The organism is Acidobacteriota bacterium, assembly GCA_028875725.1.
In the GTDB taxonomy this organism is placed as follows: domain Bacteria; phylum Acidobacteriota; class Thermoanaerobaculia; order Multivoradales; family Multivoraceae; genus Multivorans.
In genome coordinates, this window is record JAPPCR010000014.1 from 16,559 (window position 1) to 29,384 (window position 12,826).

General features: G+C 68.3%; 14 protein-coding genes. 8 read left to right on the forward strand and 6 right to left on the reverse strand.

The window, feature by feature from the left end:
• Window positions 1-41: 41 nt before the first annotated feature.
• Genes OXI49_11440 through OXI49_11455 form a run of 4 tightly spaced genes read right to left on the reverse strand, consistent with a single transcriptional unit; the run spans window position 42 to window position 3,558 of the window.
• Window positions 42-581: a carboxymuconolactone decarboxylase family protein gene (locus tag OXI49_11440; GenBank protein MDE2691119.1), complete on the reverse strand. Its 540-nt coding sequence runs from the start codon at window positions 579-581 to the stop codon at window positions 42-44.
• Window positions 582-628: 47 nt separating this feature from the next.
• Window positions 629-1,444: an SDR family oxidoreductase gene (locus OXI49_11445; protein MDE2691120.1), complete on the reverse strand. Its 816-nt coding sequence runs from the start codon at window positions 1,442-1,444 to the stop codon at window positions 629-631.
• Between the two features lie 10 nt (window positions 1,445-1,454).
• Window positions 1,455-1,994, reverse strand: coding sequence for a carboxymuconolactone decarboxylase family protein (locus tag OXI49_11450; GenBank protein MDE2691121.1), 540 nt, complete (start codon window positions 1,992-1,994; stop codon window positions 1,455-1,457).
• A 19-nt stretch (window positions 1,995-2,013) separates the two neighbouring features.
• Window positions 2,014-3,558, reverse strand: coding sequence for a tannase/feruloyl esterase family alpha/beta hydrolase (locus OXI49_11455; GenBank protein MDE2691122.1), 1,545 nt, complete (start codon window positions 3,556-3,558; stop codon window positions 2,014-2,016).
• 150 nt (window positions 3,559-3,708) lie between these two features.
• Between OXI49_11455 and OXI49_11460 the strand changes: the two genes are divergently transcribed.
• The gene (locus OXI49_11460; protein MDE2691123.1) at window positions 3,709-4,785 is read left to right on the forward strand and encodes an alpha/beta hydrolase; all 1,077 of its coding nucleotides are present in this window, start codon (window positions 3,709-3,711) and stop codon (window positions 4,783-4,785) included.
• A gap of 33 nt (window positions 4,786-4,818) precedes the next feature.
• Here OXI49_11460 and OXI49_11465 read toward each other — a convergent pair whose 3' ends face one another.
• Complete coding sequence (locus OXI49_11465) at window positions 4,819-5,190, reverse strand: hypothetical protein (protein MDE2691124.1); 372 nt, start codon at window positions 5,188-5,190, stop codon at window positions 4,819-4,821.
• 166 nt (window positions 5,191-5,356) lie between these two features.
• Between OXI49_11465 and OXI49_11470 the strand changes: the two genes are divergently transcribed.
• The 4 genes from OXI49_11470 to OXI49_11485 are packed head-to-tail and all read left to right on the forward strand — an operon-like array spanning window position 5,357 to window position 8,905.
• A complete protein-coding gene (locus tag OXI49_11470) occupies window positions 5,357-6,001 on the forward strand; it encodes a VOC family protein (GenBank protein ID MDE2691125.1) in 645 nt (214 codons plus the stop codon).
• A 34-nt stretch (window positions 6,002-6,035) separates the two neighbouring features.
• Window positions 6,036-6,998, forward strand: a complete 963-nt coding sequence (locus OXI49_11475; protein MDE2691126.1) for an MBL fold metallo-hydrolase — start codon at window positions 6,036-6,038, stop codon at window positions 6,996-6,998.
• 16 nt (window positions 6,999-7,014) lie between these two features.
• On the forward strand, window positions 7,015-7,776 hold the full coding sequence (locus OXI49_11480; GenBank protein MDE2691127.1) for an ABC transporter ATP-binding protein: 762 nt from the start codon (window positions 7,015-7,017) through the stop codon (window positions 7,774-7,776).
• Between the two features lie 10 nt (window positions 7,777-7,786).
• Entirely contained in the window at window positions 7,787-8,905 is a 1,119-nt protein-coding gene (locus tag OXI49_11485) for an ABC transporter permease (protein ID MDE2691128.1), read from the forward strand.
• Window positions 8,906-8,968: 63 nt separating this feature from the next.
• Here OXI49_11485 and OXI49_11490 read toward each other — a convergent pair whose 3' ends face one another.
• Complete coding sequence (locus tag OXI49_11490; protein ID MDE2691129.1) at window positions 8,969-10,042, reverse strand: hypothetical protein; 1,074 nt, start codon at window positions 10,040-10,042, stop codon at window positions 8,969-8,971.
• 86 nt (window positions 10,043-10,128) lie between these two features.
• Here OXI49_11490 and OXI49_11495 point away from each other — a divergent pair, with 86 nt between their 5' ends.
• The 3 genes from OXI49_11495 to OXI49_11505 are packed head-to-tail and all read left to right on the forward strand — an operon-like array spanning window position 10,129 to window position 12,759.
• Window positions 10,129-10,713, forward strand: a complete 585-nt coding sequence (locus tag OXI49_11495) for a M15 family metallopeptidase (GenBank protein ID MDE2691130.1) — start codon at window positions 10,129-10,131, stop codon at window positions 10,711-10,713.
• A 54-nt stretch (window positions 10,714-10,767) separates the two neighbouring features.
• A complete protein-coding gene (locus tag OXI49_11500; GenBank protein ID MDE2691131.1) occupies window positions 10,768-11,211 on the forward strand; it encodes a DUF1330 domain-containing protein in 444 nt (147 codons plus the stop codon).
• A gap of 60 nt (window positions 11,212-11,271) precedes the next feature.
• Window positions 11,272-12,759, forward strand: a complete 1,488-nt coding sequence (locus tag OXI49_11505; GenBank protein ID MDE2691132.1) for a CoA-acylating methylmalonate-semialdehyde dehydrogenase — start codon at window positions 11,272-11,274, stop codon at window positions 12,757-12,759.
• Window positions 12,760-12,826: the final 67 nt, after the last annotated feature.

Consider the following 12,826-nt stretch of genomic DNA (forward strand, 5'->3'; position numbering starts at 1 on the left):
ATCGCCACACCCAAAACGGAACGCGGGCCGGCCGCCAGCCGCTACCGTAGCGGGAACTCGTCCATGTAGCGCTCGTAGCCGGGCTCGACATCGATCTCGAGCGACCGGAGCATGCGGACGACGGCGTTGTAGTACGAGACGATGATCGTCAGTTCGACGAGGAGTTCATCGTCGAGGTGACGCCTCAGGGCGTCGAAGGTCTCGGGGCTGATGCTGAGACCCTCGGTCACCTCGTCGGCGGCGGTGAGGACGAGCCGCTCGAGTTCCGGTAGCTCGCCGGCTTCCGGTCCCGCGAGGACGGCGCGGATGTCGTCGTCGGACATCCCGAACTGGCGGCCGAGTTCGATGTGGTGGCTGTACTCGTAGTCGGTGCGCGTGATGACGCCGATGCGCAGGATGGCCATCTCGCGCAGCCGAGTATCGAAGCGTGCCTTGTGGCGGATCCACGCGCCCGTGTGGCGGAAGGCGCGCGTCCCCGCGGGACTGTGGGCGAGCATTCGCGCCAGGTTGATCGGCCGGTCGAGCAGCTCCCGGTCTTCGGGAGCTAGATCGTCCACGTCGAGGTAGGTGAGTCGAGCCATCGCGTTCCTCTCTTGCGGGTCGGCATCGTCAGCGCCGGCGGCGCCAGTCAGCGGACGGGAGAGAGTACCGTCACGCCGCCGTCGACGACCAGCGCCTGGCCAGTGATGTAGCGGGCGTGTTCGGAAGCCAGGAACACGACGGCGCGACCGACGTCCCAGCCGGTCCCTTCGATTCGCAGCGCCGAGGCGTTCTTGCGCCCCTCGCGGATCTCGGGCGTCATCGTCGGCCGCTGGACCATCGGGGTCCAGACCGGCCCCGGGAGCACGGCGTTGACGCGGATTCCGGCACCGGCGTGGTCGACGGCCATCGCCCGGGTCAACGAGATGACCGCGCCCTTCGACGCCGAGTAGGGGGTGAGGCCCTTGGGGCGGATCGCGGAGATCGAGCTGATGTTGACGATCGAGCCGCCGCCGGCCTCGTGCATCGACGGGATCAGGGCGCGGGACGCCTGGACCATCGACCGGACGTTGACTTTCATCACCCGGTCCCAGAGCTCCGGCTCGGTGTCGAGGACGGTGCCCGGCGCTCCGATGCCGACGTTGTTGATCAGCACGGTGGGCGGCGCGGAGCCTTCCCGGGCGAAGGCCGCCAGGGCAGCGCAGTCCTCGTCGCTCGTCACGTCGCCGACGAAGAGGCGGGCGGCGCCGCCCTCGCTCTCGATCATTTCGACGGTGCCGCGACCTGCTGCCTCGTTGAGGTCCACGACGACGACCTCGGCGCCGGCGCGCGCCAGGAGGATCGCGGCGGCGCGGCCGTTGCCGATCCCGTCGCCTCTCGCTCCGCCGCCCGTGACGACGGCGGTCCGGCCGCTGAAGTCGACTCGATCCCCGCTCGAGGGGGTCTGCTCCAGACGTGTGGTCATCGATTTGCCGCTAAGGCAGCGGGAACTCCTCCAGGTAGCGCTCGTAGTCGGGCTCGACGTCGATGTCCAGCGAGTTCAGGATCCGAACGACGCCGTTGTAGTAGGAGAGGGTCATCGTCAACTCGACCATCATTCCCTCGTCGAGGTGACCCTGCAACGCCTTGAAGGTCTCGGCGCCGATGCCGATGCCGTTCGTCATCTCGTCGGCCGCGGCGAGGACGAGCCGTTCGACCTCCGTCAGCGACTCGTCGTCCGGCCCCGCGACGACGGCCCGGATGTCGTCGTCGGACAGGCCGAACTGCCGGCCCAGTTCGATGTGGTGGCTGTACTCGTAGTCGGTGCGGGTGACGGCGCCGACCCGGAGGATCGCCATCTGGCGCAGGCGCGGATCGAGCTTCGTCTTGAACCGAATCCAGAGGCCCAGACGGCCGAACGCACGGGCGCCCTCAGGGCAGTAGGCGAGAACCCTGAAGATGTTGAGCGGCGGATCGAGAAGTCTCTGGTCCTCGGGAGCGAGATCGTCTACGTCCAGGTACGGGAGTCGAGCCATCGTGATCCTCTCTCGCGGGTCAGGGCCGGTCAGCGAGTTCCCTGCACTCGAAGCTGGCCGCGTCCTTCGGGTCACCGTTGCCGGAGTAGACGGCCGTTCTCGGGTAGCGGCAGATGGGCCGCGATTCCAGGACCTGGCCATCGCCGCCCCGACGCGCGGCGCCCAGGGTGTCGGGTGGAACGCCCTCCTCGACCCAGCGGACGACCGCGGCGAAGGGATTCTCGGGGGTGATGCCGGGCATGTCGCGGCAGTGCCTGGCGCCCGGCACCATGAACAGGCGCAGGAAGTCGCCGGTGTCGCCCATGCGGTCTTCGACGCCTTCGAACCAGTCGACCGTGCCCTGTGCGTAGATCAGGGGGTCGGACCAGCCGTGCCAGACGACCGCCTTGCCGCCGCGGTCGCGGAAGCCGGAGAGATCGGTGCGGTCCGTGCCGAACACGCGCCCGAACTCCTCGACCGACTGGTCCCAGTAGTGCTCGTAAGAGGCGTGGGTGAGGCCGGTCCAGTCGAAATCCGGGTCGCGGGCGAGGAAGTAGCGGAACCAGTCGAGGGTGATCCGCATCGGCCGGCCCGCGGGCGGATCGCCGGCCGTTCCGTTCAGAGCCGTGAAGTCGGTCCCGGGCGCCAGGCCGTACCAGAGAAAGGAGCCGTCGCGCCGCCGGGGGCCTTCGAGGATCTTCCGGAGGACGGCGACGTCGGTCTCGGTGATTACTCCACAGCCTTCGGGTTCGGCGCCGAGAAGTTCGGCGGGATCGAACGGGCACTGGCGGGGCTCCGGGATCACGCCGTCGGCCAGGCCGTCCTGCAGGTCACAGGCTTCGATGGCCTTCGCCTGGACGAGCCGGAACGCGCAGGGGCGCACGAAATGGCCGGCTTCCAGCATGACGAGCTGGCCCCACATCTGGGCGAGATGCAGCCGGTCCCAGTTGATCGCCGGCGCGCCGGAGAGGATGCCGTCGTAGTCGTTCGGGTACCGCTGGACCTCCATCAGCCCCTGGCGGCCGCCGGTGGAGCAGCCGCGGAAGTAGGAGTACCCAGGCGGCCGGCCGTAGAAGGCCGCCGTGAGTTCCTTGCCCACCCGGGTCATCGCGTGGATGCCGAGGTAGGCGTTGTCGCGGATCAGCATCCACTCGAGGGCGCCGTCCGGGCCGAGCGCGAAGCTGCCGCTGTTCTCCTCGTGGCCGGTGTCCGTGGAGGCAGCCGCGAAGCCCTCGCGGACAGCGGCCGGGAGTGTGCGCGGACTGCCGCCGGAGAAACCGCCGCCGCCGGTGCCGAGGAAGCGGCCGTTCCAGGTCTCGGTAGGTAGGGCCACCCAGATCGTGATGCGGTCGTTGGCTGGCGGGTGAGTGGCGACGGCGGTTACGCGGCAGTAGGGAGGGCCGGTGGGGCCGGCGGTTTCGAGGACGGCTGAGTCGACGGTGGCGTCGGCGAGTTGGATCTCGGCGAGGCTCTCGCAGCTGCGGGCGGGCTCGGCGGCGTCGTAGAGGGGCGGCGGTGGCCACTGCGCGGCCGCGGGGACGGAGAGCGCTACTACACAGGCGCCTGTTGTCAGGGAGTACTTCACCGGTCGGTCTCGGACTACGCAGTATGGTCGCCCCTTCGCGGCGCGTCCTTCTCAGAAGCCGGCGGGGACGCCGGCGCACCCAGTGTGGATCGACGCAGAGGGTATCGTCCGCCGCACACTGCATTCCCGTCGCACTCAAGGAGAGTCCCAGTGAAGAGATCGATCCCCCAAGCCCTGCCGGCCGTCGCACTGGCTTCGAGCCTGGCCCTCGTGTTCACCGTTGCCGGTACGCCGGCCGCAACAGCCCAGGAGTCGGGCTCCTGGACGATCGGCGAGCGCGTGGTGCCGGCGCCCGCGGGTGCGAGCGACGTTCTCCGCTCAGCTCTTGCCGCTACGCCCGCCCCCAGCGTCGCCGCGTCGAAGCAGCAGACGCCGCAGAGCGACGAACAGTGGCTGGTGATGCAGAAGGCAACGGCCAACGCCAACCTCGACCAGATCGCGAGCGGATTCGGCGTCTCGATCGAGAAAGCCGAGGTCGAAGGCGTGACGGTCTACCGGGTGGTGCCCGAGAAGGTGCATCCCCGGCATGCGGACCACCTGTTTCTGCACGTACACGGCGGCGGCTACGTCCTGAACGGCGGAGACGCCTCCGTCACCGAGGCGGCCATCGTCGCGGCCAGCGCGGGTATCCCGGCCCTCTCCGTCGACTACCGCATGCCGCCGGAGCACCCGTTCCCGGCCGCCGTCGAGGATGTGGTCTCGGTTTACAGGCACCTGCTGGAGAGCCGGTCCGCGAAGTCGATCGCCATCGGCGGTACGTCCGCGGGCGGCGGACTGTCGCTGGCCGCCGTGCATCGTTTCATCGCCCTGGGCCTCGATGTGCCCGGAGCGATCTACGCGGGAACGCCCTGGGCCGACCTGACCAAGACCAGCGACAGCCTGTTCACGAACGAAGGGCTGGACCGCATCCTGGTCACCTACGACGGGTTTCTGGGCGCGGCAGCGCGGCTGTACGCCGATGGCCACGACCTGAAGGACCCGCTGATGTCGCCCGCCTACGGCGACTTCGATGGATTCCCGCCGACGTACCTGATCACCGGCACGCGCGACATGTTCCTGAGCGACACGGCGAGGACCCACCGCAAGTTGCGGGCGGCCGGCGTGGTTGCGGACCTACACGTCTACGAGGGTGTCGCGCACGCCGACTATCTGATCTTCCCGGCGTCGCCGGAGTCGCAGGACGTGTTCCAGGAGGTCAGCGCGTTCTTCAAGAAGCACCTGGAGTAGGCCGGCGCACCGACAGGTGCACCCAGTGTGTGACTACTCGTTGCGAGTCGCGGTGAACTCACGCTCGCCGCGGGGAGTGATCATCTTTCCGGTCATCGTGTCGCCGTCGACCGTCGCCTCGAAGTTCAGGTTGAAGGTCTGGCCGCCCCTTCCGATCTCCCGGCCGAACTTGAGCGTCTCGCCGTCCCAGGACACGTTCTTCAGATCGCCGTTCCGGCGCGGGTTGGTCCAGGTGCCCTTGAGCTCGCCGTCGACCTCCGTGAACTCGTAGACGACCTCGAAGGTGCCCTGGGGCGTCTCGGTCGTCGATGCCCACTTGCCGAGAACGGGGGCGTTGTCTGCGGCCAGCGCCGCAGGGGCGAGCGCCAGGGCGACCGCTGCGGCGATCAGGATGGACTGTCTCATAGGGGCTCCTCAGTTGAGTTCAGAATGCTCGTACACTGCTTTGATGACAAGGACGACCGCCGTTGCCGTTTTGTTCCTGCTCGGCTGGGGTTGCGCCGGGGATAGTGACGAGGTCACGGGTGCGTCCGTAAACCAACCGAATCCGAAACCAGCCGGAGAGCTAGCAATGAAGATCGATCACTTCATGTACGCGGTTGCCGATCTCGACGAGGGAATGGCATGGGCCGAGGAGGCCTTCGGCGTGGCGCCGGCGTTCGGCGGCTCGCACGAGGGGCTCGGCACGCGCAACGCACTGCTGAGCCTTGGCGACACGTACCTCGAGATCATCGCGCCGGATCCGGCGCAGTCGGTCGAGAGCCAAATGGTCACGGGCATGGCCGCGATGAGCGCCGGGGGGCTCGTGACGTGGGCGGCGCAGGGCGATCTCGTCGTCACGAAGGGGTTGCTGGAGGAGGCGGGGATCTCTTCGGTGGGTCCTGTGGAGACGCGGCGGCGAACGGCCGACGGCGGGCTGCTTGTTTGGGACCTCCTGTTCCCGCAGGGAGGCGGCTACGGGATGCCCTTCTTCATCGACTGGCGGGGTTCTCCGCACCCGGCCACGACGACCCCCGTGGGCGGCGAGTTGGTGTCGTTCGGGATCTCTACGCCGGAGGCGGGGGATCTCGAGGCTGTGCTGGCGGGTCTTGGGCTGGATGTCGCAGTGGCGGACGGAGAGCCGGAGATGAGCGTCGTGATCGAAGGGGCGAAGGGGCCGGTCGTGTTGGCTGCGACGGAGGAGAGCCGGAGGTTGCAGCCGTCTTCGCGACGATAGGGTTGGCGGTCACAACCCTGAACGGGGAGGACCGATGACCAAGGACAACTCGAAGAACCGCATTCGTCCGACCTGCCTTTACCTCGCCATCGCGGCCCTGAGCCTCGCCGCCGCCATCCCGGCCGCGGCCCAGCTCGACATCGACGCCTGGGCCAAACAGGCGGGCGAACAGATCGTCTGGCACCAGACGCAGTTGAGCGACACGGTCTACCTGCTGCTGCCCGAGCCGGGGCTGGCCGGGAACCTCGCGGTCTCCGCGGGCGAGGACGGCATCCTGATCGTCGACGACGCGATGATGCCGGTAGTGCCGAAGATCAAGGCCGCGGTGGCGAAGATCCAGGAAGGCAGGATCGACTTCGTCGTCAACTCGCACTACCACTTCGATCACGCGGGCGGTAACGCGGGCTTCGGCGCCGACTCGGCGATCGTCGCCCACGCGAACGTCCGCAAGCGCCTGCTGGAGAACCGGCATGCCGGGGCCAACTTCTCGGCGACCCCGTTCCCGTCCGAGGCGCTGCCGATCGTGACATTCAACGAGAGCGTCACCCTGCACTGGAACGGGGAGGCGATCGACGTGATCCACTTCGGCAATCCGGCCCACACGGACGGCGACGCGGCGATCTTCTTCCGCGACTCGAACGTCGTCCACGCCGGCGACCAGTTCCCGAATCTCGGCGGCTACCCGTACATCGACCGGGACGTCGGCGGCAGCGCGCTCGGCCTGCGCGACAACATGGCCCAGCTCCTCGCCATCGTCGACGACGAAACGAAGATCATTCCCGGCCACGGGCCGCTGGCGACGAAGGCCGACCTGCAGAAGTACCACGACTACGTCGCGGAGACGATCGACTACATCGACAGGCAGAAGAGCGCCGGCAAGTCGCTCCAGGACGTCCAGAAGGACGGCCTGCCCGAGAAGTACGCGCCGTACGGCAACGGCCCGCTGTCGCCGGAGCCGGTCTGGATCGGCTACGTCTGGGCCAGTCTCGACGACTGAGACCGCGGCCGCGGCGATGGCCAACGACGTCGTCATCGACGTCCGGGACCTGCGCAAGAGCTACGGGGAACTCGTAGCCGTCGACGGGGTCTCGTTCCAGGTCCATCGCGGCGAGATCTTCGGCATGCTGGGCCCCAACGGGGCCGGCAAGACGACCACGGTCGAGATCCTGGAAGGGCTCCGCCAAACGGACGGCGGCGAGGCGTTCATCGACGGCGTCGGCGTGAAGAAGAACCGGCGGCGGGTCAAGAGCATGATCGGCGTCCAGCTCCAGCAGAACGCCTTCTTCGACAACCTGACGCTCCGCGAAACGGTCCAGTTGTTCGCGACGCTCTACGGCTCGGACGCTTCGGCGGACGAGATGCTGGCCAGGGTCGACCTGGCCGATCGGGCGACGTCCCGCTACAAGCATCTGTCCGGCGGCCAGAGGCAACGGTTCTCCATCGCGGTCGCCATGGTCAACGAGCCGGTCGCGATGTTCCTCGACGAACCGACGACCGGGCTCGATCCCCAGGCGCGCCGCAGGATGTGGAAGCTGATCGACGGCCTGCGCTCCGACGGCATGGCGATCATGCTGACCACCCACTACATGGAAGAGGCGGAGGTTCTCTGCGATCGCGTGGCGGTCATCGACCGGGGCGCCATCGTCGCTGTCGACGCGCCGCAGGCGTTGATCGACCAATTGGCGAACCGCGGCGGCCAGTCGGTCCGCCGGGACGGCGCCCTGACGCTCGAAGACGTCTTCCTCGATCTGACCGGGCACCAGCTCGTCGAGTAGGGATCCCGGGGTGAAGATCTACCTGGCGTTCATCGGCGCCGAACTGAAGATGTTCTTCCGCGACCGGGCGGCCCTCTTCTGGTCGCTGGCCTTCCCGACCGTGATGATGGTCGTGTTCGGCCTCTTCGATTTCGGCAGCTTCGCCCCGCCGCAGGTGGGCATCGTCGACCAGGCGAAGAACCAGGCGTCGACCCTGCTGGTGTCCGTGCTGAAGGGCGAACTCGGCGGCGAACCGCTGTTCAACGTCCCGGAATCCGACGACGCCGCGTATCTACGAGCGGAGGTCGTGGCCGGCGACATCACGGCGTTCCTCGTGATCCCGGAGGGCTTCGGCGAACTCGGCGCCTCTTCGACGATCGACCTCACGTTCGACGGCCGGAAAGCGCAGGAGGCGCAGGCGGCTCGATCCATCCTCGAGCAGGTGCTCGAGGGCGTGTTCAAGTCGGTCGCCAACATCCCGGCGGAGTACCGCGTCGAGAACTGGGCGACGATCTCTCCCACGGAAGTCGCTGGCCGCGGCCAGGGCTACAAGGGATTCATCGTGCCGGGAATCGTCTCGCTGGCGATCATGCAGAGCGCGCTCTTCGGCGTCGTCTTCACGCTGGTGCGTCTGCGCAACCAGGGCGTGCTGAAGCGCCTCTACGCCACGCCCATCGGCCCGAACCACTTCCTGGTGGGCTCGCTCACCACCAGACTCCTCCTGCTCGTGATGCAGACGAACGTCCTGCTGCTCGTCGGCATCCTCGTGTCCCGCGTCGACGTGGCCCCGGGCTACCCGCTGTTCTGGCTGGAGGTCATCCCGCTCATCTTCCTCGGCGGTCTCGTGTTCGCCTCACTGGGCCTGGCGATCTCCGGCATCGCGAAGACGGAGAACACGGCGGCGCCGCTAGCGAACATCGTGTCGCTGCCGCTGATGTTCCTGTCGGGCGTGTTCTTCCCCCAGAACGTGCTGCCGGACTGGCTCCTCGCCTTCGCGAAGTGGCTGCCGCTGACCTTCCTGGCGGACGCGATGCGAGCGATGGTGAACAGCGGCGAGACGCTGTTCGCCCAGAGCGGCCCGATCCTGGGGCTGGCCGCGTGGGCCGTCCTCTGCTTCGGGCTCGCCGTGTGGGCGTTCCGGTGGGAGTGAGGTAACAGGCGCGAGTCAGACACTCGCGCCAAAGCCGGCCAGAAGGCCGGCGCACCCAGTGGCTTACTCTCCGCCGGAGCTCTGGGGCTGGTCGTACTCCGACTCGAGCAGGCGGGCGCCGCGCAGGACGTTGCCCATCGCGTAGTTGCCTTCGTGGCAGGCGTACTCGTAGACCAGGCTGTCCTTCGCCTGCCACGTGTACTCGCCCGCCCAGGGCGCCGTCCAGGAGTTCGGGTCGTCGACGCGGAAGTGGTAGAGCAGGTTCCCGTCCTCGCTCCGGCTGAAGCGCTCCTCCACCACCATCGTCTCACTGCCCCCGGGCAGGCCGGTCTGGTTGCGGAAGTTGCGGGTGGTGACGACCAGGGTGTCGCCGTCCCAGTGGCCGACGCCGTCGCCGAGCCACCAGTTGATCCCGTCGGGACCGTGCTCGCCGTCGATGGGGATGATCCGCGCGTCGTGGACCATCTCCGCCATGATGACGACGTGGTTCTCGGTCTGCATGATCCGCGCGTAGTTGTTGTACAGGCTGGGCAGCAGCGGCGGTCCGCCGACGAAACCGAGCAGGCAGCGCTCGGCCAGCGCCAGGGTCTCGGGACCGTCGAACGGGCCGGGGCCGTCCTGGTCCAGCCAGGAGGCGGTTCCGTCGTTGTTGTGAATGAATGACGCGAAGTTCGTCGCCATCCGGCGCATGGCCGCGGGCGTCATCGCGGGGCGCCGGCCGTTCTTCGGCTCGTAGATGATCGACGTGCGGAACTTGCCGTCCACGATCACCGCCTCGGAGCCGGGGTCGATCCAGAACGCGTTGTAGCCCCCGACGCCGCCGCCGCCGAAGCGGTTGTCGCCGTCGCCGCCCTTCTTGGGCGCGGTCCGATCGGCGCCGCCGCCCTTTCGATCCTCTTCGAGGGACCGCCAGAGCCTGTCCCTTTCCTCTTCCATCTCCTTCGCCTGCTCCGGCGTCAGGTAGAGGTTGTCGCCGTACTGCGGCGGGCGATCGACGGGAGTGATCGTGCCTGCATCGTAGACGCCCGACAGGTCGGGCTTGCCGTTCGGCATCCGCTTGATGCCGTCTCCGTCGGCGGCGAGCGCCGGGAGGCCGACGAGAAACAGGGCGAGCGAGAAGAGGGTGAGCTTGCGCATGGCTTGAGTCCTTGTTCGGGAAGAATGGACCGATGCTTGAAGGGACCCGAATCCTAGCAGCCGCGGGCACACAGAGGGCGCGTCTCTTGGCGGCCGTCGGCTTCTGCTCGTCGGTTCTGGCGCTCCCCGGGGCCGCGCGGCCGCAGGAGCCGGTCGATCCGGCGGTCGAACGGGTCGAACTGAACGGCCAGTCGTACGACGTGCCGCCGCCGTGGCGGGGCAACCGCATCGAGGAGGCCACCGACCCGGCGGAACTCGTGAAGGTGCCCGCCGAACTGACCGGAGAACTCGGCATCTACGTCACCCCGGAAGCGCGTGACGCCGTCGTCGCGATGGCCGCAGCCGCCCGGGAACAGGGAATCCGGCTGGAAGTGGACTCGGGTTTCCGCAGCTACGGCTTTCAGAAGAGGGTCCTGGAAGGCCTGCTGGTGGACGGACGGCCGTTCCTCAACGCCGTCCGCTGGACCGCGCCGCCCGGCTACTCCGAGCACGTCACCGGCCGCGCCCTCGACTTCGTGCCCAGCGACGCCGACTTCAAGGACACACCGGCGTACCAGTGGCTGAAGCGCCACGCCGCCGACTTCTGCTTCACCGAGAGCTACCCGCTGGGCAACGCCGGCGGCTTCGACTGGGAACCGTGGCACTGGCGCTACGACGGCTGCGACGAGTAGCGTCGGCCGCCGGGCGAAGCGCCCGCCATCTCCCCATCGCACAGGAGCACATCCATGCCGACCTTCGAGAACGACGTCTACCCGCAGGACTCCGAACAGATCGCCGCGATGCAGGAGCCTGGCCCCGAAGGACCGATCTACATGGTCAATCTGCTGAAGTTCAAGGAGAAGGCCGAATACAGCGACGGCCGCGAAACGGACCTGACCGGGCGCGAGGCCTACCAGATCTACGGTCAGGCCGTGTCCAGAATCATCCAGGACTTCGGCGGCCACATCGTCTTCGCCGCCGACGTGACGCATCTCTCCCTCGGCCGGGTCGACGAACTCTGGGACGAGGTGGCGATCGCCTGCTATCCCAACCGCGCCGCCCTGGTCGCGATGTCGACGTCGGAACCCTGGCGCAAGGCCGGCGTCCACCGCGAGGCGGGGCTGGCCGGTCAGTTGAACATCGAGACGGTGCTGATGCCGGGGTTCGAGGGGGTTGCGCTGGCCGGCTAGCGGCGGCCGGCGCCTCGATGTGGCGCCTCGCTAGTAGGCTGCAAGCAGGAGAACGCAGTCATGAGAACGATCGAACATCACGTCAACGGAAACCGCCTCACCGCCGGCTCGGGCAGGACCCATCCGGTGTTCAACCCGGCCACCGGCGAACAGACCGCGGCGGTCGGTCTGGCGAGCACGGCCGAAGTCGACGCCGCGGTTGCCGCGGCCAGGGACGCGTTCGGCGACTGGCGGCGCACCTCGCTCGCCGTGCGGACGAAGCTGATGTACGCCTTCCGGAACCTGGTCGAGGCGCACACGGACGAACTCGCCCGACTGCTGACCGCCGAGCACGGCAAGGTGCTCGCCGACGCCGCCGGCGAGGTGGCCCGGGGGATCGAGAACATCGAGTACGCCTGCGGCCTCGCCGACCTGCTGAAGGGGAGCTACAACTCCCAGGCCTCGACCGGCGTCGATGTCTACTCGGTGCGGGAACCGCTGGGCGTGGTGGCCGGCATCACGCCGTTCAACTTCCCGGCCATGGTGCCGCTGTGGATGTTCCCGAACGCCGTGGCCTGCGGCAACACGTTCGTGCTCAAGCCCTCGGAGCGCGACCCCTCGGCGCCGCTGCTGCTGGCGAAGCTGTTCGACCAGGCCGGGTTCCCGCCCGGTGTGTTCAACGTGGTCAACGGCGACAAGGTGGCGGTCGACCGCCTGCTCACTCATCCGGACGTAGCGGCGGTGAGCTTCGTCGGCTCGACGCCGATCGCCCGCTACGTCTACGAGACGGGGACCGGCGCCGGCAAGCGGGTCCAGGCGCTCGGCGGGGCGAAGAACCACATGGTTGTCCTGCCCGACGCCGACGTCGACCTCGCCGCCGACGCCGCGGTCTCCGCCGCCTACGGCTCGGCCGGCGAGCGCTGCATGGCGGTTTCGGTCGTCGTCGCGGTCGGAGGCGTCGGCGATCCGCTGGTCGGCGCGATCCAGAACCGTATGGGGAAACTCTCCATCGGCCCCGGCATGGACGGGAAGTCAGAGATGGGGCCGCTGATCACCCGCGAGCACCGCGACCGGGTGGCCGGCTACATCGGCGCTGGCGCCGAGGAGGGCGCCACCGTGGTCGTCGACGGCCGTAACGCGACCTTCGACGGGGACGGCTTCTTCCTCGGCGTCTCGCTGCTCGACAACGTCACGCCCGACATGACGGTCTACCGCGACGAGATCTTCGGCCCGGTGCTATGCGTCGTCCGCGCCGACAGCTACCAGGAGGCGGTCGAGCTCGTCGAGCAGAACCCGTGGGGCAACGGCACCGCGATCTTCACCCGCGACGGCGGCGCCGCCCGCCAGTTCCAGGAGGACGCCGACGCCGGCATGGTCGGCGTCAACGTGCCGATCCCGGTGCCTGTCGGCTACCACTCCTTCGGCGGCTGGAAGCAGTCGCTGTTCGGCGACACCCACATGTACGGCCCGGAGGGCGTCCACTTCTACACGAAGGCCAAGGTCGTGACGGCGCGCTGGCCGGACCCGGCAGAAAGCCAGGTCGACCTGGGGTTTCCGCGGAACCGGTAGCGGGCACCCGCCTGCCTGGGTCCGGGGGGAGGGTCCCCATCGGACGCTCGCGCTCTCTCAGTTCAGG

Coding starts and splice junctions, on each gene's coding strand:
- OXI49_11440 (MDE2691119.1), bottom strand. CDS start 581: ATGGCTCGACTCACCTACCTCGACGTGGACGATCTAGCTCCCGAAGAC.
- OXI49_11445 (MDE2691120.1), bottom strand. CDS start 1,444: ATGACCACACGTCTGGAGCAGACCCCCTCGAGCGGGGATCGAGTCGAC.
- OXI49_11450 (MDE2691121.1), bottom strand. CDS start 1,994: ATGGCTCGACTCCCGTACCTGGACGTAGACGATCTCGCTCCCGAGGAC.
- OXI49_11465 (MDE2691124.1), bottom strand. CDS start 5,190: ATGAGACAGTCCATCCTGATCGCCGCAGCGGTCGCCCTGGCGCTCGCC.
- OXI49_11470 (MDE2691125.1), top strand. CDS start 5,357: ATGAAGATCGATCACTTCATGTACGCGGTTGCCGATCTCGACGAGGGA.
- OXI49_11475 (MDE2691126.1), top strand. CDS start 6,036: ATGACCAAGGACAACTCGAAGAACCGCATTCGTCCGACCTGCCTTTAC.
- OXI49_11480 (MDE2691127.1), top strand. CDS start 7,015: ATGGCCAACGACGTCGTCATCGACGTCCGGGACCTGCGCAAGAGCTAC.
- OXI49_11490 (MDE2691129.1), bottom strand. CDS start 10,042: ATGCGCAAGCTCACCCTCTTCTCGCTCGCCCTGTTTCTCGTCGGCCTC.
- OXI49_11500 (MDE2691131.1), top strand. CDS start 10,768: ATGCCGACCTTCGAGAACGACGTCTACCCGCAGGACTCCGAACAGATC.
- OXI49_11505 (MDE2691132.1), top strand. CDS start 11,272: ATGAGAACGATCGAACATCACGTCAACGGAAACCGCCTCACCGCCGGC.